Source organism: Caulobacter sp. Root1472 (assembly GCF_001426985.1).
Taxonomy (GTDB): domain Bacteria; phylum Pseudomonadota; class Alphaproteobacteria; order Caulobacterales; family Caulobacteraceae; genus Caulobacter; species Caulobacter rhizosphaerae.
The window spans coordinates 12620-36076 of the sequence record NZ_LMFX01000030.1 but is presented as its reverse complement, the minus strand read 5'-3'; the positions used below and the strand labels follow the sequence as shown (position 1 = coordinate 36076).

12 protein-coding genes are annotated in these 23457 nt (G+C 68.6%); 3 read left to right on the top strand and 9 right to left on the bottom strand.

Annotated elements, in window-relative coordinates; translation table 11 throughout:
- The first annotated feature begins 76 nt into the window (after positions 1-76).
- Positions 77-3130, top strand: coding sequence for a DUF4982 domain-containing protein (locus ASD47_RS18470; RefSeq protein WP_056759673.1), 3054 nt, complete (start codon positions 77-79; stop codon positions 3128-3130).
- Between the two features lie 152 nt (positions 3131-3282).
- Here the strand turns inward: ASD47_RS18470 and ASD47_RS18465 are convergent, their stop codons facing one another.
- Positions 3283-4611 (bottom strand): oligogalacturonate lyase family protein, encoded by a 1329-nt coding sequence (locus ASD47_RS18465; protein ID WP_056759671.1) that lies wholly within the window; start codon positions 4609-4611, stop codon positions 3283-3285.
- Between the two features lie 8 nt (positions 4612-4619).
- Positions 4620-6515: a rhamnogalacturonan lyase gene (locus ASD47_RS18460; RefSeq protein ID WP_235525951.1), complete on the bottom strand. Its 1896-nt coding sequence runs from the start codon at positions 6513-6515 to the stop codon at positions 4620-4622.
- Between the two features lie 373 nt (positions 6516-6888).
- Between ASD47_RS18460 and ASD47_RS18455 the strand changes: the two genes are divergently transcribed.
- A complete protein-coding gene (locus tag ASD47_RS18455; RefSeq protein WP_056759669.1) occupies positions 6889-10008 on the top strand; it encodes a TonB-dependent receptor in 3120 nt (1039 codons plus the stop codon).
- Positions 10009-10128: 120 nt separating this feature from the next.
- On the opposite strand, the gene ASD47_RS18450 is transcribed toward ASD47_RS18455, so the two are convergent.
- The 6 genes from ASD47_RS18450 to ASD47_RS18425 all read right to left on the bottom strand — a co-directional run bounded on the left by ASD47_RS18450 (position 10129) and on the right by ASD47_RS18425 (position 18383).
- Positions 10129-10833: a DUF6250 domain-containing protein gene (locus ASD47_RS18450; RefSeq protein ID WP_200945274.1), complete on the bottom strand. Its 705-nt coding sequence runs from the start codon at positions 10831-10833 to the stop codon at positions 10129-10131.
- The gene (locus tag ASD47_RS18445) at positions 10833-12293 is read right to left on the bottom strand and encodes a glycoside hydrolase family 28 protein (RefSeq protein ID WP_056759665.1); all 1461 of its coding nucleotides are present in this window, start codon (positions 12291-12293) and stop codon (positions 10833-10835) included. Before ASD47_RS18445 ends, ASD47_RS18450 begins: the two co-directional genes overlap by 1 nt.
- Positions 12290-13270 (bottom strand): alpha/beta hydrolase, encoded by a 981-nt coding sequence (locus ASD47_RS18440; RefSeq protein ID WP_082564686.1) that lies wholly within the window; start codon positions 13268-13270, stop codon positions 12290-12292. The genes ASD47_RS18445 and ASD47_RS18440 overlap by 4 nt, the downstream gene beginning before the upstream one ends.
- Positions 13260-14528 (bottom strand): rhamnogalacturonan acetylesterase, encoded by a 1269-nt coding sequence (locus ASD47_RS18435; RefSeq protein WP_056759664.1) that lies wholly within the window; start codon positions 14526-14528, stop codon positions 13260-13262. Before ASD47_RS18435 ends, ASD47_RS18440 begins: the two co-directional genes overlap by 11 nt.
- 301 nt (positions 14529-14829) lie before the next feature.
- Complete coding sequence (locus tag ASD47_RS18430) at positions 14830-17229, bottom strand: glycoside hydrolase family 2 TIM barrel-domain containing protein (RefSeq protein WP_056759663.1); 2400 nt, start codon at positions 17227-17229, stop codon at positions 14830-14832.
- Between the two features lie 65 nt (positions 17230-17294).
- A complete protein-coding gene (locus ASD47_RS18425) occupies positions 17295-18383 on the bottom strand; it encodes a glycoside hydrolase family 43 protein (RefSeq protein ID WP_200945273.1) in 1089 nt (362 codons plus the stop codon).
- Positions 18384-18708: 325 nt separating this feature from the next.
- Between ASD47_RS18425 and ASD47_RS18420 the strand changes: the two genes are divergently transcribed.
- Positions 18709-21600 carry a TonB-dependent receptor gene (locus ASD47_RS18420; RefSeq protein WP_056759662.1) on the top strand — a complete coding sequence of 964 codons (2892 nt, stop codon included), beginning with the start codon at positions 18709-18711 and terminating at the stop codon, positions 21598-21600.
- A 52-nt stretch (positions 21601-21652) separates the two neighbouring features.
- Here the strand turns inward: ASD47_RS18420 and ASD47_RS18415 are convergent, their stop codons facing one another.
- Positions 21653-23347, bottom strand: coding sequence for a beta-xylosidase (locus ASD47_RS18415; RefSeq protein WP_056759659.1), 1695 nt, complete (start codon positions 23345-23347; stop codon positions 21653-21655).
- Between the last annotated feature and the right edge of the window lie 110 nt (positions 23348-23457).

Sequence of the window (23457 nt, the reverse complement as noted above, 5' to 3'; positions counted from 1 at the left end):
ATCTTGACAGTCGACCGGGTGTCAAGCCACAGGTGGCGAAAGGCCTGAAGTGGCCTGGCCAATCGGAGGCAGATCGATGCGGCGCATCCTTTCGGGGTTGATCATGCGCGGGCTGTGCGCCGCCCTGTGCCTTTCGGTGCTGCTGGCGAGCCCGGCCGCCGCCGCTTCCCGGATCGACAGGCCGTTCAACGATGGCTGGCGCCTGGCCACCGGCGAGATCGCCGGGGCTGAGCGGCCCGACTTCGACGACGCGGCCTGGAAGCCCGTCACCCTGCCGCGCGCCTGGAACGAGGACGAGGCCTTCAAGGTCGACATCCACGACCTGAAAGGCGGGATCACCTGGTATCGCAAGCGCTTCGTCCTGCCGCCCGGCGTCGGACCAGCGGTCGGCGGCAAGGCCTTCCTCACTTTCGAGGGCGTGCGCCAGGCTGGCGACGTCTATGTCAACGGCGTCCTGGTCGGCGGCCACGAGAACGGCGTCACGGCCTTCGGCGTCGACGCGACGAAGGCGCTCAAGCCGGCTCCGTACGTCAACGTGGTGGCCGTGCGGGTCGACAGCGACTGGAAGTACAAGGAGCGCGCCACAGGCAGCGGCTTCCAGTGGAACAACGACAATTTCAACGTCAATTACGGCGGGATCCACCGGGCGGTGCGGCTGGTCCTGACGAATGGCCTGCACCAGACCCTGCCGCTGTATTCCAGCCTGGGCACGACCGGCGTCTATGTCTGGGCCGACGCGTTCGACATCAAGGGCGGGGGGGCGACGATCCACGCCGAGTCGCAGGTGCGCAACGCCTCCGACCGGCCGCGCACGTTCCGCTATCGCGTGACCCTCAAGGACGTCGACGGCAAGCTGGCCGGCGCGTTCGATGGACCTACCGTCACCCTGGCCGCTGGCGAGACCCGGAGCGTCTCGGCCCAGGCGCCGTTGAAGGGCCTGAAGTTCTGGAGCTGGGGCTACGGCTATCTCTACGCGGTGACAACCGAACTGGTGGAGAACGGCGCCAGCGTCGACGCGGTCGTCACCCGCACGGGCTTTCGCAAGACGCAGTTCAGGAACGGGATGATCTTCCTCAACGGCCGGGTCATGCAGGTGCACGGCTACGCCCAGCGCACCAGCAACGAGTGGCCGGCCCTGGGCACCGACATCCCGCCGTGGATCAGCGACTTCTCCAACGCCCTGATGGTCGAGAGCGGCGGCAACCTGGTGCGCTGGATGCACATCGCCCCGGCCGCCCAGGACGTCGAGTCGGCCGATCGCGTGGGCCTGCTCCAGGCCATGCCGGCCGGCGACGCCGAGAGCGACGTCACCGGCCGTCGCTGGGAGCAGCGGGTCGAGGTGATGCGCGACGCCATCGTCCGCTTCCGCAACAACCCCTCGATCCTGTTCTACGAGGGCGGCAACGAGAACATCAGCGACGCGCATATGGCCGAGCTGAAGGCGGTCCGCGACCAGTTCGACCCGCACGGCGGCCGCGCCATCGGCTCGCGCGAGATGCTGGCCAGCAAGGTGGCCGAGTACGGCGGCGAGATGCTGTACATCAACAAGAGCGGGACCAAGCCGGTCTGGGCCATGGAATATTCCCGCGACGAGGCGGCGCGGAAATTCCAGGACGATTTCACCCCGCCCTTCCACAAGGACAGTCCCGACTACAACCGCAACCAGGACAGCCATGCGGCCGAGGACGTGCGCCGCTGGTTCGACTACTGGCGCGAACGGCCCGGCGGCGGCGACCGCGTCAGCTCGGGCGGGGTCAACATCATCTTCTCCGACAGCAACACCCACTTCCGCGGCGACAACAACTACCGCCGCAGCGGCGAGGTCGACGCCATGCGCCTGCCCAAGGAAGGCTTCTATGCTCACCAGGTGATGTGGGACGGCTGGGTCGACGTCGAGCGTCCGCGCAGCCACATCATCGGCCACTGGAACTACGCGCCGGGCGCGACCAAGGAGGTGCTGGTGGTCTCCAGCGCCGACAGCGTCGAACTGCTGCTGAACGGCAAGTCTCTGGGCCAGGGCGTGAAGTCGGACGGCTTCCTGTTCACCTTCAAGACCGTGGCCTGGGCGCCAGGGACGCTGCGGGCGGTCGGCCGCGACGCCGCCGGCAAGGTCGTGTCGTCGGACGAGCGCGTCACCACCGGCCCGGCCGTGGCCCTGCGCCTGACGCCGCACGTGGGTCCGACCGGCTGGCGGGCCGACGCCGCCGACCTGGCTCTGGTCGATGTCGAGGCGGTGGACGTGGAAGGCCGGCGCGTGCCGACCGCCCTGGACCTGGTGACCTTCGACGTCGTCGGCCCGGCTGAATGGCGCGGCGGCATCGCCCAGGGCGACTCCAAGGGCGAGGTCAAGCCGACGCAGGCCCCGGCCTCGCCCACGGGCGACGTCGTCACCGGCGCGCACACGGTCGACGGCGTGACCTCCTACGCCGGCGCCTCGCGCGGCGACGACAACTACATCCTGTCCCGGACCCTGCCGGTCGAGGCGGGGATCAACCGCGTGGCCCTGCGATCCACCCTGGAGCCCGGCAAGGTCACGGTGACGGCGCGGGCCGAGGGGCTGAAGCCCGCGACCGTGACGCTGGACGTCGCGCCGCCGCCGGCGGTCGAGCCGCTCCTGCCGGTCAGCCTGGCGCGGGGCCCGACGCCGACGACGCCTTCGTTCAAGGTCCGCCGCGTGGCCATCAGGCCGGTCGCCACGGTGGCTGGCTCCAACCAGGAAGCGGTCGGCCTGGCCGACGACGACGACGAGACGACCCACTGGGCCAGCGACGGCCAGCTAGCCAACGCCTGGATCGAGTACCAGCTGGACAAGCCCCAGGTGGTCGACGCGGTGGTGCTGAAGCTGATCGGCTGGCGCCTGCGCTCGTATCCGCTGCGCGTCACCGTGGATGGCGTGACCGTCTACGAGGGGGCGCCGGCCAAGAGCCTGGGCTATGTCACCCTGCCGCTGAAACCGGTGAAGGGGCGCAGGCTGCGCATCGCCCTGACCGGCCCGACCGTCGACCGCGACGCCTTCGGCAAGATCGTCGAAATCACCGGCGCCAAGGCCGGCCTCGACACCGGCGCCGAGAAGGTGGCGGCCGGCGGAGGTCTGGGGATCATCGAGGCGGAGCTTTATCGGCGGCCCTGATTGGCGCTGGCCCCAAGATCCTCTCCCTATGGGGGAGGCGATCGCGTAGCGATCGGTGGGGGAGTATTAGGATCGCCGATCCAGGTTGTGGTCGTCTGCCGATCACTCCCCCTCCGTCGGCTGCGCCGACACCTCCCCCACAGGGGGAGGATTTACGGCGCCGCTTTCGCCACCTCCACCGCATACACGTGGTTGGCCCCGTGCATGTTGGAGCGGAACACGATCCACTTGGCGTCGGGGGTGAAGTTGACGTTCGGCTCCAGCCGGTAGTCGTGGTCCTTCATATTTACCAGCTTCTCGGTGTCCAGCACGCCGGGCTGGACCAGCGCCTCGGAGCCGGGGGCGTGGATGCCGGCGACGTCGGGGATGGCGCGGGGGCGCATCAGGTACAGCCACTTGCCGTCCGGCGCATGGGCGACCATCTCGCTGTCGCCGCCGTCGCCGGCGAACAGCTTGCCGTCCGGCGAGGTGTTGAAGTGCACCGACCAGGCGTTGCGGTCCAGGTGCAGCCAGGTGCGCTTGCCGGTGGCGATCTCGTAGCCGGCCACCCAGAAGTCCTCGCCGCGCGGGGTCTGCAGGTCGTACCAGACGGTCTTGCCGTCGGCGCTGAACCACTCGTGGCCGGCGATCTCCATGTTCATGGTCCGGATGTGGATCTTGACCGGCGCGGCGCCCGGCTTGTCCGTCCGCGTCAGCCACAGGCGGTCGACCTTGTGCCAGGGGCCCTCGTGGCAGAACATCAGCAGGTGCGGGTCGGTGGGCGAGAACTGCAGGTGGTTCAGCCAGTCGGTGGCCTGGTGCACGACTTTGCGCTCGCCGGTGGCGGTGTCGATCGTGAAGATCTCCATCGGGATGCGGCTGTCCAGGCGAGCGTTCAACTGGACCTCGCGGCCCTCGGCGTAGGACAGCTCGCGACCGTCGGGCCCTTTCACGTCGTCGGGATTGCGGGGCAGGGCGTCCATCAGGTTCGGCGGGATCGGCACGTCGGTGCGGTTGGCCACCCCGGCCAGCAGGGTCTCGTCGGCGTTGATCGTCTGGATGCCCACGCCCTTGGCCAGCTTGGCGACCTGGCGGACCTTCCGCGTCTTCGGATCGACCGCCTCGACCACGCCCGAGCCGTCCTCGGCCGGGCGCTGGTAGTAGACCTGACCGGTCTTGCGGCCGACGAACAGCAGCCGGACCTTGCCCTCGACCAGTGGGCGCAGGGCGTGGGTCTTCAGGTCGACGCCCGAGATCCCGTCGGGCGTGCTGATGGCCAGGGTCGCCCCGTCGGGCGTGTAGCCGTTGAAGTTGAAATAGAGGCTGCCGCTGCCGGGCTTGTCCGAGAGGCGGATCACCCGGTGGCCGGTGTCCTTGTCGATCCACTCGCGCGGCGGCTCGGGCGCGCCCGGCTTGGGCTGGGTGACGACGTCCTGGGCGTGGGTCGACGGCGCCAGCACCATCAAGGCCAACGCCAGGGCGGAGAGGAGGGGAGCTTTCATCGGCGGTCTCACTGCGTGCGGATGTCGGCGCGAGGCGGCGTCTTCATGCCCTCGCCGAGATAGAAGCTGGTGTGCGGCGGCTGGTTGTAGGCGGTGTTCTGCCAGGCGATCGACAGCCGATACTGCGGGTCGTGCATCAGGGTGACCAGACGGCGCTGGGTGACGTAGGGCGTGGCGTAGATCCGCAGGCTTCGATTGTCTTCCGCCCGCCAGACCGCCTCCTCGCGCCAGTCGCCCAGGATGTCGGCCGCCAGGGCCGGGGTCGCCTTGGTGCCGTTGTTGGAGGTCACGCCCTCGGCCGTGAGCAGGGGAACCGCCTGGCCGGTCTTCCAGTCCCACTTGCTGATCTGATTCTTGTCGAGCAGTTCGCGCAGGTCGTCGCCGTCCCACCAGATCGCGAAGTTGGTCTGGCGCGGATGCTTCACGCCCTCGATCGGCTTGCCCTGGGCGGTGTAGAGCGCGTCGCCGTTGCTGGCCCACGCCTCGGCGCCGGGGAAGCGCGGATCGATGTCGGCGGCCAGGCCCCGGCCGGTGTCGCGGTCGGTGGGCGTGGTCCACAGCACCTTGCCGGTGCGGGCGTCGAGCATGGCCGCGCCGATCCCGCCATTCTTGCCGGGGCTTTCGTGCACGCCGAACTTCTCAAGTCCGGGACGGGTGGGATCCAGGTCGGACACGTGCATGGCGTCGCCGTGGAACAGCTGGGCGCTCCACAGGCCCTTGCCGTCGTCGTCCACCGCCATCGCGCCGTAGACGATCTCGTCGCGCCCGTCGCCGTCGACGTCGGCGACGCTGAACTGGTGGTTGCCCTGGCCGCCGAACTTCTCGTTGCCGGGCGCGGCGCTGTCGAACAGCCAGCGCCGGGTCAGCTTGCCGTTCCGGAAGTCCCAGGCCGCCAGGGTGGTGCGGCCGTAATAGCCCCGCGCGAAGACCAGGCTGGGATGCTGGCCGTCCAGATAAGCCGTACCGGCCAGGAAGCGGTCGGAGCGGTTGCCGTAGCCGTCGCCCCAGATCTCCGTCATCTGCTCGATCGTCGGCGCGTCCGCGCGCGGATCGCGGGGGGGCGAGTAGGGGGCGCTGGCCAGGGCCTTGCCCGTCGGGCCGTCGAAGACGGTCAGGTATTCGGGACCCTTGAGGATGCGGCCCTGCACCCTGGCCACCTTCGTGCCGTCGGGCAGGATCGTGGCGCCGGTCTTGTCGGCCTGGGGCCGCTCGCCGCCGGTCTCGCGCCAGTCGGCGTTCGGGTCGCCCAGCACCCGGCCGGTTCCGTCCACCGTGCCGTCGCTGGTCCGCATGGCGACCTCGGCCTTGCCGTCGCCGTCGTAGTCATAGACCTGGAACTGGGTGTAGTGGGCCCCGGCCCGGATGTTGCGGCCCAGGTCGATCCGCCACAGGCGCCGGCCCTCCAGCGTGTAGGCGTCCAGGAAGACATCGCCGGTATAGCCGCCGAAGGCGTTGTCCTTGGAATTGGTCGGATCCCACTTGAGGACGATCTCGTAGCGGCCGTCGCCGTCCAGGTCGCCGACGCTGGCGTCGTTGGCGGTGTAGGAATAGGCCTCGCCCACGGGCGTGACGCCGTCGGCGGGCGGCTGGATCGGGATGCTCAGATAGCCGTCGACCCAGACCTTGGCGGGCTTGCCGGCCGCAGCTTCCTTGCCGCCGACCACGGCGCGCACAGTGTAGGTCCCGGTCGAACCGCCGGCCTTGTCGACGAAGTCGGTGGGACCGGTCAGGGGCGCGGCGTTCAGCTTTGCGCCGTCGCGATAGAGGTTGAAGGCGGTTTTGGCCGACTCGTCGCCCAGCAGCCGCCAACTGACCAGCACCCCGCCGCCAACGGCCGGCACGGCGACCAGGCCACGATCCAAGGCTTCCATTCGGCGAGACGCCGCCAGGGCTGATCCGCCCATCGAAGCCAGGGTCGTCGCGCATAGAAGGCCCGCCGCCGCGACCCGTGCGCCTCGGTTCCCACCACGCTGGCTCATGCGTCGAAATCCCTTTGGTTTCCCCGTTTCCCCGGCTCGTGACGGCCGTCTTCGCGGCCTTCGGATCGGCTTCTGGGCCGCCTCGCGAGCGTTGCAAAGAGCTTACATCACGGATCTCGGGTTCTGTCTTCCCACAAATTGCGTTGACATCTCAATATATGGAATTATTCCTTTTGTACGAGAAATGCGCCGCCGAGCGCCGCGAGCCGCCCGTCCAAGGGAGCCGCAGGAGGTCGGTAAGGCGTCCGGGGACCTTCGTCCGAAGGCCCGAAAGCCTGGTTTAGAGGGAGGGAACTCAATGCTTGCATCCACTCGCGGCCGTCGCGCCGCCGTCGCCACCACGTCCTTGCTGGCCCTGGCGGCCAGCCTGGCCTTCACGACCGGCGCGCACGCCCAGACCGCGGGCGCCAAGGTCGAGGACAAGGTGAGCACCGTCGACGAAGTGGTCGTGGTCGGCACCCGGGCCAGCCTGCAATCGGCCATGAACCGCAAGAAGCGCAACGGCACGATCTCCGACTCGATCGTCGCCGAGGACATCAGCCAGTTCCCCGACAAGAACGTCGGCGAGGCCCTGGGCCGCATCACCGGCGTGCAGCTGGCCCGCGACTTCGGCGAAGGCAACGCGGTCTCGATCCGCGGCGTCGAGCCCGACCTGAACCGCGTCGAGATCAACGGCATGAGCACGCTGTCGACGGCCGGCAACCTGCAGGTCTACGGCGGCGGCGGCCGGTCCAACGACTTCCGCGAACTGGCCTCGGAACTGGTCCAGTCGATCGACGTGTTCAAGGGCTTCACCGCCGACATGACCGAAGGCGGCGTCGGCGGCACGGTTTCGGTCAAGACCCGCAAGCCGCTGGACTTCAAGAAGCCGGTCCTGTCGCTGACCGCGTCCGCCCAGAACCTCGACACGGCCGACACCTGGAAGCCGCGCGGCAACATCTTCGCCGCCACCACCCTGTTCGACGGCCGCCTGGGCCTGATGGCCAACGTCACCTATGACGACGTCGACACCCGCGGCGACTATGTCCGCAACTCGTCGTGGGGCCGGTTCGCCGACTTCGACGCCTCGGCCGACAAGACGGTCCCGTACTACAGCAGCGCCTACAATTCCCAGATCAACGACCTGGCGCGCAACGTCACCACCGCCGCCGGCTGCTCGGGCCTGACCACGCCCGACGCGACCCAGATCTCGACCACCAACCTGCGCAACGCCTGCCTGTCGCAATGGTATGACTACGCGCCGCGCACGGCCCGCTACGGCGTCTGGACCCGCGGCGACGAGCGCATCTCGGCCGAGTTCACGGCCCAGTACCGCTTCACCGACAAGATCGACGCCTGGGTCAGCTACAACCGCAACGACCGCACCCAGACCCTCAACGACATCAACTACGGCACCGACTTCACCACGGCCAACCGCCTGCGCAACACCGCCAACGCCACCAGCTGCTCGTCGACGAACACCACCGCCAGCGCGGTCAAGGTCGACGCCGGCCACAACGTCCTCGCCTACACGCTGGGCAACTGCGTGAACACCACCGGGGCCGGCGGCAACAACGGCTTCGGCATCAGCGCCCGCGACTTCAAGTACGACACCACCAGCAACTACTACAACTTCGGCGCCAACTACCGCGGCGACCGCCTGCAGATCGAGTTCCAGGGCTCCAAGGCCGACACCAGCACCGTGTCGCAGACCAACAATGTCAGCGTCAGCTTCGACACGCCCGGCATGACCGTGACCCTCGATCCGGCCACCGGCAACCCGTCGTTCGCCTTCGCCAGCGGCTACAGCCCCAGCGACGCCTCGGCGATCCGCCAGTGGCAGATCCAGTATCGCCCGTCGAACAACGGATCGAAGGAAGAGCAATACAAGCTCGACTTCGACTACGAGACCAACCTGCCGTTCATCAAGAAGATCGAGTTCGGCGGCCGCGCCACCGACTTTTCGACGAAGGGCTACGGCTACGGCGGCTTCATCCTCGACGGCGGCGCCAATCCCTCGTCGCTCCTCGACGACACCGTGACCTACTCCAACGCCGTCAACTCGACGGCGGTGATCTCCGCGACCCAGGTGGCGGACCAGACCGATCCGGCCCTGGGCCCTCCCAGCACCACCGGCTACTGGACGTCGACGGAAACCTGGTCGCGCGGCTTCTCCAACGCCCTGTTCGGCTCGGCGATGACCCCGCTGCCCAGCGACTTCTACTGGGGCGGCGGCTCGATCCCGTCGAACTGGAACTATCCGAACTTCGAAAAGGTGGCGCAGAACCTCGACACCTCGCACTTCAACCTGAACAACCTGGAGAACACCGTCGGCAGCGACGGCAAGCCCCACCAGCAGTTTCCGTACCGCATCGCGGAAAAGACCGACGCCCTGTATCTGAAGTTCGACTACAACTTCCCGCTGGGAAGCTATGAAATCGACGGCAATTTCGGCTGGCGCCGGGTCCATACCCGCACCACCGGTGAGGGCGTTTCGAGCCGTAGCGTGAGCGTCGGATCGACCACCTTTGTTGTCGGCAACTCGCTGGGCAGCATGACCAAGGACTACACGGTCTGGCTTCCCAGTTTCAACATCGGCCTGTGGTTCATTCCCAACAAGCTGTCGGCCCGCGCCGGCTTCGCCGACCTGATGGCCCGTCCGCGCATGGACTTCCTGATGCCGACGGTGACCTGCACCACCGACATCTCGCCGGACGCCAACGGCGAGTTCGACGAGCCGAGCTGCAACGCCGGCAATCCGGAGCTGAAGCCCTACCGCGCCAACCAGTACGACCTCAGCTTCGAATACTATCCCAACCAGGACACCCAGGTGTCGGTCGGCCTGTTCAAGAAGGACATCGAGTCGTTCTACGTCTCGTCGCGCACCCTGATCGGCAAGCGCGACGTCTATGGCGACGGCCAGCTGTACAACTACAACACCTATATCAACGGCCAGGGCGCGAAGATTTCGGGGGTCGAAATCACCGCCAAGACCGCCTTCACCTTCCTGCCGGGCTTCCTCTCGGGCTTCGGCGTCGACGTCAACTACACCTACCAGAAGGCCAAGAATGTCCGGCTGTTCTCGCAGCTGGACGGCTCGCCGCTGCCGTTCCCGGGCCTGTCCTCGGACAGCGCCAACCTGACCCTGTGGTACGACAAGGGCCCGTTCAACGCCCGCCTGGCCTACAACTACCGCTCCCGGTACCTGGTGTCGGCCGCCGACAACTCGCTCCAGCCGGTCTATCGCGACTCGACCGGCTATCTCGACGGCAAGGTCACAGTGAAGCCCGGCTTCAGCTGGGCGCCCAACCTATCGTTCTTCGTCGAAGGCAAAAACCTGACCAAGGAAGACGAGCGTTCGACCGCGGGCGACATCCGCCTGACCGAACTGGCCTATTTCGGCCGCCGCTTCTTCGTCGGCATGACGGCGAAGTTCTAACCTTGAAGGCTGCGGCGAGCGTCCCGGTGTCGAGCCCGGGGCGTTGGCCGTCGCTTCAAGACCGCGATCTAGGATGACTTCGAGGCCGCGCCGGCATGGCGCGGCCTTTTTTCCTGACCCCTACCGCGGCAGGGCGAACACCCGGAATCGCCGCACCCGCAGGTGGCTGAACGTGGTGCGCAGGCCGAACCAGCCGCGCGTATAGGGTTCGGCGTCGTCCAGCTCGAACAGCTTGCGATCGTCGTTCCAGTACTGGATCCGCCCGCCGTCAGCGACCAACCGCACGGCTTGCCAGCGGTTGGGGACCAGCATCTCGTCGACGGCCGCATGGTCGTGCTCGGGCAGCAGCGGCCGCTCGCCGGGGCGGCCGACATAGCGGCGAAAGCGCGTAGAGGTGTTCCGGTTGCCGCCCTGGCCAACATAATAGGTCATCAGCGTGTCGTATTCGGCGAACGCCCCGGTGCGGGGGTGCGCCAGGGGGCTCCCGCCATCGGCCTCGCGCGCCATCCAGAAGGCGTTCAGGTCGCTGACCTGGTCGTTGGGGGCGCCAGCCGAGACCGCCTGGGCCTCGTACTGGATCAGCACCGGACCGACCAGTTCGGGCCGGAACCACAGGGTCAGGCCGGCGGGGGTGTCGATGTCCAGAACGCCGTCGCGCACCTCGACCCTGCCGGGCTTCTCGGCCTCTAGTGACCATTGGCCCAGGCCATGGCGGAAGTCGTCGGCGTGCAGGCGACGACGGGGCCGGGGCTGAGGAGGAGAGCGGGCAAGGGCGGGGCCGGCGGCCAGGGCGGCCAATCCGGCGAGGACGGCGCGACGGGTCATCAGGCTTCCTCCACCGCGTCCAGCCCGTCCAGCGTCACGCGCCGCGCCGACTGCAACAGGATCGGCGGGCGGGGATCGGGCCTGAGGGTCTCGATGCGGACATTGTCGAGGACCAGCCCGTCCACGTGTCGAGCCCAGAGGCCGTGGGCGGGGGTCGGGCCGAACATGCTGGGTTCGGGATAGGCCTGCGCCATGTCTTCGGGAAGCCGCCGCGCCCACGCCGCTTCGCCGCCGCCGGCATAGACCAGGCGGATGTCGGTCAGCGCGACATCCTCGATCGGATCGCCCTCCAGGCCGGCGATCGTGGCGGCGTAGTCGGGAAGGATGTTGTGGGCGGCCAGGTTGCGCACCCCGATCCGCCGCATCGCCCCGCGCCGCGTACCTGCCGGCCCTCGCGCCCGGTCGCCCAGGCGCAGGAACAGCGGCGCGGTGGTCACCTCGTCCATCACGATGTCGCGGATGGTCACGTCCTCGATGGTCCCGCCGTCGACGGTTTCCAGCGCCAATCCCCGCGAGCGGGTGAACACGCAGTCGCGGATGGCGATGTGGCGGAAGTCGCCGTTGGACTCGGTGCCCAGCTTGATCCGGCCGGTGACCCGGTCCTGGTCGGGGGCCAGCTGTTGGGTCCGGCCCTCGGTCCCGTCCAGCATCGTCCCCAGGTCGAAGCCGCTGACATGGCAGCGGGTGATCTCGACCCGCTCGGTGGACCGGACTTCGCCCAGGGCCAGCGAGCTCTTCAGCACGATGGCGTCGTCATTGGGCGTGTTGACCCGGCAGTCGGCGATGGTCACGTCGCGGCAGCAATCGATGTCCAGCCCGTCGCGGTTGGTGTCGATCCGCAGGCCTCGGATCATCAGGTGATCGCAGCCCGTGGCCAGCACCGCGAAGTGGCCGCCGCGCCAGATGGTGAAGCCTTCCAGCCGAACGCGGCGGGCGTTCTTCAGGGCGATGGCCTTGTTGCCCTGGCCGGCCATGGCTTCGAGATCCGGCACGAGGATCGCCATCTCTTCGGCGGAAAGGCCCGCCATGCTGACCGGGAACTCGCCGGCTTGGCGCGTCCAGCGCGAGCCGGGACCTTCGCGGGTCAGGCCGACCCCGTCGATCATCCCCGGGCCGACGATGGCGACATCCTCGACACCGTCGCCCCAGATCAGGCTGTTGCGCCAGTGGCTGTGGCCGAAGTCCTGGTAGAGGTCGAACGGGTTCGGCTCGGGCGGGTCGTAGGCTCCCGGGTGGCGGGTCGGCTCGGCGGCTTCCAGCACGCAGCCTTCGTCCAGCCGCAGGACGACGCCGCTGAGCAGGCGGGTCGAGAACGACAGCCAGCGCCCGGCCGGCAGCACCACCTCGCCGCCGCCGGCCGCGTGAGCCGCCTGGATCGCGGCGTTGATCGCGTCGGTGTCCAGGGCCGCGCCGTCGCCCTTGGCGCCGAAGGCCCGGACGTCGAGCGGCGCGCGGCTCATGCGTAGAGGCCGTGCCGCTTCAGGAAGGCGTCCAGCAGGGCGGGCCAGGGCATGGCGACGCCGGCGGGACCGGTCAGGCCGAAGCCATGGCCGCCGGACTCGAAGACGTGCAGTTCGCCGGCGATCTTCCGGGCGCGCAGGGCCTGGAACATCATCAGGCTGTTCTCCATCGCCACCACCTTGTCGTCGGCCGCGGCGGCGATGAAGGTCGGCGGGGCGTCGGCGGGGATGTCGTGCTCGGCCGACACCGCCAGGCGCTGGGCGTCCGTCGGACTGGTCCCGAGCAGCGACTTCAGCGAGCTGCCGTGGGCGTGGGGCGTGGTCATGGTGATGACCGGATAGAACAGGCCCGCCGCCGCCGGCCGGGTCGACAGGCGGTCGGCCGCGTCGATCGGGGCATAGGTCTCGACGCCGAAGCGGGTGGCCAGCCGCGCGGCGACATGGCCGCCGGCCGAGAAGCCGGTGACGGCGATCCGCTCGGGGTCCAGCCCCCATTTGCCGGCGTTGGCGCGGATCAGGCGAATGGCGCGCTGGGCGTCCTGCAGCGAGACGTCCGGCCCCGCCGCCCAGCCGTCGGCCGGCAGGCGGTAATCCATGACGAAGACGGTGACGCCCTGGTCGGCGATCCAGGCGTCGATCGGCCCGCCCGCCTTGCTGACGGCCACGCGGATATAGCCGCCGCCGGGGATCATCAGGATCGCCGCGCCATTGGGCTTGGCCGGCCGGCGCATCATCAGCCAGGGCTTGGTGACGTTCAGGAAGGCCGTGTCGTTGGGATCGCCGCCCGGCTTGCGCAGGATCACCTGCTCGGTGACCGTGACCTTCTCGCCGCCGGGCGGCTTGCCGGGCCACAGGTTCATGACCTCGATGGTCGAGGAAGCGGCGGACGCCTGGGCGCGGGCCAGGCTCGGCGCGGCCAGGGCCAGGGCGCTCAGGCCCAGGAGCGAACGGCGATCGGTCGCCAGATCAATTGCCACGGGGGGTCTCCGTGCTGTGGGCGGCGCTGGGCGCCAGGACGAAGCTGTCGGGCGAGGGCGGATGGGCCGGGTCGAACGGCGGCAGGCCGTCGATGAGGTGTGCGGCCAGGTCCGGAACCTGGGCGCGGACGCCGTTCACGACGCATTCGGCCAGCACATAGGCGCCATAGTTGTTGTGGTGGGTGGCGTCCTTGCCGCCGTCGGCGAAGGCCTTCCAGGCGTTGTCCGGCCCCAGGGCCTCGTACAGCGCCGCGCTCATGTCCAGCAGGTCGATGACCGGAACGCCGGTCTCGCGGCCGACCGCGCGCACGGCCTCGGGATAGTCGCCATGGGTGTTGACGATCTTGCCGGCCGCGTCGAACTTGCGGCGGTGCATCGAGGTCAGCAGGACGGGCCTGGCTCCGCGCCGCCGGGCCTCGCCGATATAGGCCTTCAGATAGTCGCGATAGGTGGTGGCGGCCTCGACATAGGTCTGGGGCCACTGGACCTTCTGGTCGTTGTGGCCGAACTGGATCAGCAGCCAGTCGCCGGGCTTGATCGCGCTGAGCAGCTTATCCAGCCGGTGCTCGAACAGGAACGACTTCAGGGTCTCGCCGGACTCCGCGTGGTTGGCCACGCTAATGTCGGGCTTGAAGAACCGGGGCAGCATCTGGCCCCAGCTGGCGCCAGGCTCGAAGCGCTGGTCGGTCACAGTGGAGTCGCCGGCCAGGTAGACGACCGGAACGGTGACGGGCTCGACGCGCAGGCGGCGCACGGCCGGGGCCGGGCCGCAGAACTCCAAGGTCAGCTTATCGTCCCAGTCGTAGGCGCCGTCCTCGCGCGGATTGAGCAGCACCCGCACCCCGCCGGGGGCGTTGGTCGGCGGGGCCTTCAGGGCGGCGGTGCGGACGTTGACGACGAACTCGACGGTCGCGGTCTTGCCCGCCCGGGCGACGATCCGTTCGACCATCAGCCGGCGGGACTCGGCCTTGATCGTAGTGTCGGACGCGGCCTTGCCGCCCAGTTCCACGGTCACCCGATAGTCGCCCTCGGGGACGGCCAGCGAGAACAGGAACGGGCCGGGACCAGAGGAGGGTTCGAAGCCGTGGCCGACCACGGGGTCATAAGCGGCGTCGCGCGCGACCCGGACATGGCCCGGGGCCGCCTTGTCGTCGCCGAAGTCGAAGGCCCAGGTCTGCATCGGTGTCGCCGGCTCCGCCGCCCAACTCGCGGCCGGGGCGACGGCGAGGGCGGCCAGGACCGCGCGTCTATGCCACATCAAGGCCCGGCCTCCCTCGGCGATCTGGGTCGCGCTACATTGATCCCACAAATATCCGCCGTCCCGCGTCGAGGCAATGGATTTCATATTGCGAGATCAAGTCCCGAAAAATGGAACGTTGCCAATTCTCCCACCTCTCACGCCGTCATCCCGGGCCTTGTGCCCGGGACCCCTCTGTCCGTCGCAAGCGAGAAAGAGGCGGTTCGCCGGCGAACCGCTGGCGTCTCACAGTTCAACTGAACCAGGGGTCCCGGGCACAAGGCCCGGGATGACGGGGGAGAAGGGAAATGGCGGGACTCTATCAAGGGCGCGGCGCGGCGATCGGCAGCGCTAGCGTGGCGGGCTTCAGGCCCGGTGCGTTGGCCTGGATCGTCACCGCGCCGCTGGATCCTGACCCGCGCACGAAGGCCGTGGCCTTTCCGCGCCAGGCCTGGCGGGTGGGCGAGGCGAACGGCGTGTGGTCGGTCGAGGCGGCGTTGTCGGCGGCGACGAAGCGGCCCGATCCGCGGACGGCGAAGGTGATGGCCGCGCTGGACCCCGGCACGACCACGCCCTCGGCGTCGACCACCTCGGCGCGGACGATGGCCAGGTCGTCGAAGGCCGAACCCACGGCCTTGTCGTCGGTCGACAGCACCAGGCGGGCCGGCGGACCGGCGGTGCGCAACGTGTCGCGTGGGCCCCCGGCGCCGCACGACGCCACGACCTCGCCCGGCGTGAAGGTCACGGCCCACTGGCGGGGCGAGCCGTCGGCAGGCAGGGGCTTGGCGCCCAGCACATGGCCGTTCAGCGTCACCTCCACGGTGGGGCAGTTGCTGTAGACCTCGATAGTCTCGGGATGCGGCGACAGGTCGGTCGGCGTCCAGTCGTCGGCGATGTCGATCTTGGGCCGGGGCGTGGCGACGGCGATCATGGTGGGCAGGGCAGGGGCGGGACCCGCGCCATCGTTCGAGGGCGGCGGCGCGGCGGGCGCGGCGTTGCGCACCACGTGAATGACGGGCTGCTCGGCCCACCAGCCGGCCCGCTGCATGCCGGAGACCTTCAGGGCGCCGGTGCGGTCCAGCAGGCCGGCGGGATTGTCGATGTTGGGCCAGCCGCTGCGGTCGGCCTCGCCCAGATAGTCGACCCCGGTCCACAGGAACATGCCGGCATAGGGGGCGTAGTCGCGCACGGCGATCCACGAGGCGCGGGCGTGGCTGTTCTCGGTCCCGATGATCTTGCGCGTCGGTCGGGCCTCGTGGGCGGCGGTCAGTTCGTTCTCGCGATAGTTCTGACCGACCACGTCCAGCATGTCGGCGAGGCCGTTGTCGTAGTCGCCGGTCACGTTGGGCCGGAAGAGGCCCATGGTCACCGGCCGCGTCGGATCGGTGGCGTGCATCACGTCCAGCAGGCTCTTCAGCGCCGCCTTGGCCTGGACCGGATAGGCGGTGTCGTGGATCTCGTTGCCGGCGCTCCAGATGACTACGCTGGGGTGGTTGCGGTCGCGGCGCAGCATGTCGCGGGCGTCGCGCTTGTGCCAGTCGCCGAAGAACAGGTGGTAGTCGCCCGGCGTCTTGGCCACGTTCCACTGGTCGAACAGCTCGTCCATGACCACCAGGCCCATCTGGTCGGCCAGGTCCAGGAACTCGGGCGAGGGTGGGTTGTGGGCGGTGCGGACGGCGTTGACGCCCAAGGCCTTCAGGGCCGTGAACCGCTGGCGCCAGACGGCGGTCGGCACGGCCGCGCCGAGCGCGCCGCCGTCGGCGTGCAGGGCCACGCCCTTGAGCTTGACGTTCTTGCCGTTCAGCCAGAAGCCGGTGTCCGCCTCGAACTTGGCTTCGCGGACGCCGAACGACGCGCTGTCGCTGTCGCTGACCTGGCCGTCGGCGCCGATCACCCGGACGGCTGCCTGATAGAGATCCGGACGGGCCAGGTCCCAGAGGCGGGGCGAGGGCAGTTCGATCTCCGCGCCCAGGGTCTCGGTGCGGCTGGCGCCGATGGCGACCGGCGGAACGCTCCGTCTGGCCACGACCTGGCCGTCCGGATCGGTGACGACGATGTCCAGGCCCGCTCGGGCGTCGACCGCGCCGCTGTTGGCGACGTCGACTTCGATCCTGGCGACGGCGCGGTCCTTTCCGATCGTCGGCGTGCTGACGAAGAGGCCGCCCTGCTCGACATGCAGATCGCCGGTCTCGATCAGCCGGACCTTCCCGAGGATCCCCGAGCCGGCGTACCAGCGCGACGAGGGCGCGAAACTGGTGTCGGCCCGCACGGTCAGCACGTTGGGGCCGTCGGCCTTGAGAAAGTCGGTGACGTCATAGCGCAGGCCGACATAGCCGCTGGGCCGATGGCCCAGGTGGTGGCCGTTGATCCAGACGCCGCTGCGCTCCATCACCCCGTCCAGTTCGATGAACGTTCGCCGCCCGGGCGCCGGTCTGACGTTCAGCGCCTTGCGGTACCAGGCGATCCCGGTCGGGAAAAATCCGCCCGCCCCGCCGGCCCGGGCCTTGATGTCGATCGGGCCGGCGATGGCCCAGTCGTGGGGGACCGAGACGGTCGCCCAGCGCGAGTCGTCCAGGCCCGGGGTCTCGGCGCCCGCGGGATCGCCCTGGACGAAACGCCAGCCGTCCGCGAGCGGGGTCACGCGGCGTTCCGCGGCGTCGGCGGCGGTCGCCAGCAGAGCCAGGGCCGATGCGGCCAGCAGCAGGCGGCAGGTCTTGGGCATGGCGGGCTCCTTGGGCGTCAGGGATGGCAAGAGGCTTTGACGGTTTTTGGGGTTCGCCCGGGGCGCTACGGCCCCGCCATCCGCTCGACCGGATCGCCATCCAGGTCGATCCGCTGGCGGATGATTTCCAGGCGGTCGCCCGCGTCGCGCATCTCGTAGAGCTTGCCACGGGCGCGCTTGAACGGCCGGTGGACGATCATCATCAGCTGACCGTCGAAGCGCCGGAACAGCATGCCGTGGCCGCTGTCGTGGCGCACCAGCGGCGGAAGTTGCTCCCACGGCCCCGCCAGGGTCCCACTCTTCGACCGGGCCTGTGACTGGACATAGCCGTTGGCGTCGTAGCTGGACCACAGCATCAGCAGGACGCCGGTGCGCGTACGGAACAGTTCGGGCCCGTCGGTGACGAACACCGTGTCGCCGGACGGTCGTCTGTCGCCCTTGGCCCACGGCGCGTCGCTGGCCTTGAACAGCACCCTCGGCGGCCCCTTGGCGGCCAGGTCGTCGGTGACCGGCACGGCCTCCATCGTGCCGTCGGCGGTCTGCAGCCACTCGTGGGCGTAGACGAACCAGGGCTTGCCCGCCGGATCGACATGGAGCGTGCCGTCCAGGGTCATCAACGCCTTGGGCGCGACCGGGTCGCCGTCGCGCACCAGCTTGAACGGGCCCTCGGGACGGTCGGCCACCGCGACGACCGTGCCCCGGCGGTACGGCTTGCGCTGGCCGATCGGCGGCAGGGCGGCGGCTTCGTCATGGAAGGTGGCGAACAGCCACCAGCGGCCGCGCCAGGGATGGACCTCGGGGGCCCAGGCGCCGCCCTTGAACCAGGCCTTGGTCGGGGCGACGAACACCGCGACGGGCGGACTCCAGGTCTTCAGGTCGCGGCTGGCGTACATCATCGTCCCCAGGCCTGGGGTCCCGCTGACGGCCGCGATGTTGGACGTGTAGAGCCGGTAAAGCCCGGCCTCGGCGTCGGCGACGATCCAGGGATCGTGCAGCGGCATGTCCGGCAGGGTCAGGGAGGCTGGCCGGGCCGGAACCGGCGTGACCGGCGCCGGGGATTCGGCCGCGCTGATCACCGGCGCCGTTGCGGACGTGACGATCGCCAGCGAACAGGCCGCGGCCAGCCGAGCCGCGAAAATGCGTGGTGTAACCAAGGTTTCCTCCGCGTCGGCTCGTTCTGGGTGGCCCGACTTTATCTCAAAAAGTGAGACGAAATCCCATTTCGTGAAAGGCTAGCGTTAAGCGCCCATGGGAGCAATCCCGGGCGTCAGAGCGCGCGGCAACCGCTCCGCTCGTCGTGTCATCGGCTGAATCAATATTTCAAAACGGTTGCAATTCGTCCTGTCGGATTTATCGTATCGACAAAATGAGAGTACATCCCAGTAAGTGGGATTTCTTTCGTAATCAGGACCGGATCAACCGGCCTGTTGGGGAAACGCGAGAGGCAGGCATGGGCCGGGCCTCCACCAGGAGGGATAGATGTCTGACCGTCGCATTCAGCGCTGGAGCACGGGTTGCTCGGCGCTCGCCCTGGCCTTCGCCGGCGTCCTGGCCGCCGGCGCCGCCAGCGCCCAGACCGCTCCCGCGCCGGACAATACGGTCGAGGAAGTGGTGGTCACCGGCTTCCGCGAAAGCCTCAAGAGCGCCCTGAACGTCAAGCGCCAGTCCTCGGGCGTGGTCGACGCCATCAAGGCCGAGGATATCGCCGACTTCCCCGACGCCAATCTGGCCGAATCGATTCAGCGGGTGCCCGGCGTGTCGATCACCCGCGTGGCCGGCGAGGGGCGCACGATCACCGTCCGCGGCCTGCCGCCGACCTTCACCCGCGTGCGCATCAATGGCATGGAGGCCCAGTCGACCAGCGGCGCCACCACCAGCGACCGCGGCGCCAACCTGGGCCGGGGCTTCGACTTCAACACCTTCGCTTCGGAGCTGTTCAGCGGCATCACCGTACGTAAGACCGCCCAGGCCGAGGTGATCGAGGGCTCGTTGGGCGCGACCGTCGACCTGGAGACCGCCAAGCCGCTGGACCACAAGGGCCTGACCTTCGTGCTGGGCGCCTCGGCCGGCTACAACGACCTGGCCAAGAACGTCGATCCCAAGTTCACCGCCGTGGTCGGCAACAGTTGGGACACCCGCTGGGGCGAGTTCGGGGCCCAGGCCTCGCTGGCCTTCAGCAAGCGCAAGTTCCTCGAGGACCAGTGGGGCTCGGGCGGCTGGAACCCGGCCACGGTCGACGGCGGCTTCTGCACCCCGGTCGGGGTCACGCCGCAGAACCCGGTCACCAACACCGGCAATGGCACCGACGCCGCCAACTGCGCCACCGGCGTGGCCCGGCCGCCGGCTGGCGACCCGGTCTACGCCCAGGCCAATCGCTCGACCGTGTTCTTCCCGCGCCTGCCGCGCTACGGCCGCTTCCATCACAACCAGGAGCGCACCGGCGCCACCCTGGCCCTGCAATGGAAGCCGACGTCGCGGACCTCGCTTTCCTTCGACGCGCTCTATTCGGACTACGACGTCAAGCGCGAGGAGAACTGGCTGGAGGGCTTCTCGTTCGCCCGCGCCATCAGCCAGAACGGCAAGCCGCAGACCGCCGTGCGCGAACTGATCCTACGCAATGCGGGGACCAGCCACACCGCCGGCGTCAATCTCGGCCAGACCGTCTATGACGTCGACTACGCCCGCTTCGACGGGGTCGACATCCGCTCCGACACCCAGCACGACGAATTCGAGAACGTCTTCCAGCAATATACCCTGGCCGGGACGCACGAGCTGACCGACCGCCTGACGGTGACCGGGCTGATCGGCTATTCGAAGTCCGACTACGACCAGCCGATGACGACGACGATCATGTTCCAGCGTCCCAACGCCGGCATGACCATCGACTTCCGCAACAACCGCGACCAGCCGATCATCAAGCACGATTTCGACGTCACGAACGCCGGGCTCTACAGCTTCGGCGCGCCCAACGCCGAGGTGCGGCTGCAGCAGATCTACACCACCAACATCTACAAGACCGCCGAGGTGAACCTGGCCTGGGCCTATGACGACGACCTGACGCTCAAGGTCGGCGGCCACTATGACGAGTTCTCGTTCGACACCTCTGCCAAGCAGCGGTCGAACAACTTCCTGGTCCCGACCCTGAGCACGGCCGAACTGCAGGCGGTGACCAAGGTGGTGTCCGGCTTCGGCGGCCACGGCATCGACGACGGCGTGTTCCCCAGCAGCTGGGCGACCATCGACTACGACAAGTTCGTCGCCAGCCAGAACCTCTACAGCGAGACGGGGATGTACGCCCTGATCCCCAACTACGGCGGCATCCGGCGCGTCGACGAGAAGGTGGCCTCGGCCTATTTCCAGGCCGACCTGAAGACCGTGATCGGCGGCCTGCCGGTGCGCGGCGACATCGGCTTCCGCTTCGCCCAGACCGAGCTGCAGTCGCGCGGCTACCAGATCGGCCTGTCGCCGCAGCGGGTGACGGCGGAGAACAAGTACCACGACGTCCTGCCGTCGTTTAACGTCGCCGTCGATGTCCGTGAGAACCTGGTCCTGCGCTTCTCCGGGGCCAAGGTGGTCTCGCGGCCGGACCTGGGCTTCCTCACCCCTGGCGGCAGCCTGAACCTGACCGGCACGCCGTCGATCACCTCGGGCAATCCGGATCTCGACCCGATCCGCGCCACGACGGCCGACCTCGGCGCGGAATGGTACTTCGCCCCAGGCGCGCTGCTGGGCGTCGGCGTCTTCTACAAGGACATCGCCACCTATGTTCAGAACCAGTCCCAGCAGATGACCTTCCGCCAGACGGGCCTGCCGATGTCGCTGCTGGGCACGTCGGGCGTCGATCCGGACAACACCCCGATCACCGTCACCCGGCCGGTCAACACCCCCGGCGGCCCCCTCAAGGGCTTCGAGATCAACTACCAGCAGAACTTCACGTTCCTGCCCGGTCTGCTGCGCCACACCGGCGCGCTGGTCAACTACACCTATGTCGACTCGCAGATCGACTACTTCCTGGCGGCGGGCGGCGTGACGACCAACGACCTGGTGGGCCTGTCCAAGCACGCCTACAACGCCACGCTGTTCTACGAGGACGAGAAGTTCAGCGCCCGGATCTCGGCGGCCTATCGCGACAAGTCGATCGTCGCCCTGCCGGCCAACAACCCGCTGCAGGACCTTGAAGGCTACGACAAGAACCTGACCTTCGACCTGGCGGCCTCGTACCAGATCAACGAGAACTTCAAGCTCTCGCTGGAGGGGCTGAACATCCTCGACCGGTTCAATCGCCAGTTCATCGATTCCGACCGCGACAGCACGTTCGTCTACACCCACACCGGACGACAGTGGAATCTGGGACTGCAGTACAAGTTCTAGATCGCGGGAGGAACAGCCGCGGCGAACGCCGCCGCGGCTGGTCGTCTCCAGACTATTGCGGCTTGGGCCGCTCCAGCACCAGCAGGGACACGCCCTGGCGCGGCAGCTGGAAGCTCAGGGTCAGGCCGTCCTTGCCACGGACCGGCTGCGGGCCGTCGATCACGGCCAGGCTGCTGGCCTGCTCAAGGGTGTCGTACTGGGCCTTGCTGGGGGCCATGGGCGAGCCCATCCGCCGCCAGGCGCCGTAGACATTGCCGTGCGTCTCGTCGACCCGGTAGTGGACCAGCCTGGCGCCGGCGAAGGCGCGGGGCAGGTTCTTGAGGACCAGGCTGACGTCGGCCGCCGGGCCCGGCACGTCGTCGTCGTGATAGTTCCAGACCATGATCGCCAGTCGATCGGGGCCCAAGCTGGCCAGGGTCCCTACATCGGGGCGTCCGCGCACGCCGCTGGCGACGATCTCGTCCAGCGGGATCTGGCCTGAACTGACCGCCTGCAGCCGCTGGGGGCCCATCAGGCTGAACATCCGGAACACGTTCAGCACCGCCAGGTCCAGGCCGTTGCTCGACAGCTGGCGGAAGCCGGCGAAATAGGGCTGGTCCTCGAACTCGAACGCCCAGGTCAGGGCGCCGTCCAGGGTCACGCCGCGCCGCGCGGCCAGGTCGTGCGCTCGGGCGAAGCTGGCGGCGGTGTAGCTGGAATAGACCGTGCCGTTGCGATAGCTGAAGCTGGGGCCCTGGCAGGCGGCGCAGCCTTCCGGATCGGACTCGCCGATCACGATCGGCTTGTCCTTCAGCGCCGGTCGCGCGGCGATCATCGAAAAGCCCTTGTCGATGCCGGCCAGCTGGCTGGCGATGCCCATGCGGATGTGGCCGTCGACGAAGGTCGGCGAGCCCTTGGCGTGGAAGGCCAGGAAGTCGGTCGGCGTGCCCTTCTGGCCGGTCGCGTAGTTGGTCCCGTCGGTCAGGTGGGTGAGGAAGTCCTCCATGAACTGGCCGCCGCTGCCGGCCACGTCCGGGCCGCCGACCTTGGCGGTGGGCAGGGCCCGGCGGACGCCGGCGACGGCGTAGTCGTGCAGCTTGTGGAACTCCTGCGGCGTGCCTTTCCAGTAGGCGGGGCCGTTGGGTTCGTTCCAGACCTCGAAGTACCAGGTCTCGACCTCGGCCTGGCCGTAGCGCTCGACGCAGTGGCGGACCCACTGGTAGGCCAACTCGGACCACTTGTCGTAGTCCTTGGGCGGATAGCCCCAGCCGCCGCTGATCAGGTTGTAGTCGAAGCCCGGCCGCCAGGCGTGCTGGTAGGGCTCGGGGCTCGTCGACAGCGCCTGGGGCATGAAGCCAATCTGGACATAGGGCCGGACCCCGTTGGCCAGGTAGGTGTCGAACAGATGGTCCAGGATGGTCCAGTCATAGACCGGCCGCCCCTGGGCGTCCTCGGTATAGACGTTGGTGCTGCCCCACTTCAGGGCTGGGGTTCCGTCGCCGGTGTTCAGCAGGTTGTGGGTGCGGAAATAGACGGCCTTGGGCTTGAGCGCGCCCAGGTGGCCCAGCAGCTTGCGGCCGTCCTTCATGGTCGCGTAGTTCGGCTCGTCGGCCCCGAAGAACCGCCAGATCGGCCTCAGCTCGCCGACCTGTTTGCCGGCGTCGACGGTGATCGAGACCGGGATGTCGGCGGGCGGCGCCTGGGCCAAGGCCGACGATCCCGCGAGCCAGAAAGCAGCGAACAAGCCCGCGCCGACACCGTTCCGCATGACGTCATCCCCAATGGCCGACGCCTGCCGCGCGCCGTTGAGTCATGGGTAACACGGATCGCGGAACGGGCCAGACGAATTGTAGGACAATAGCGCCAAGGCAAGCGGCG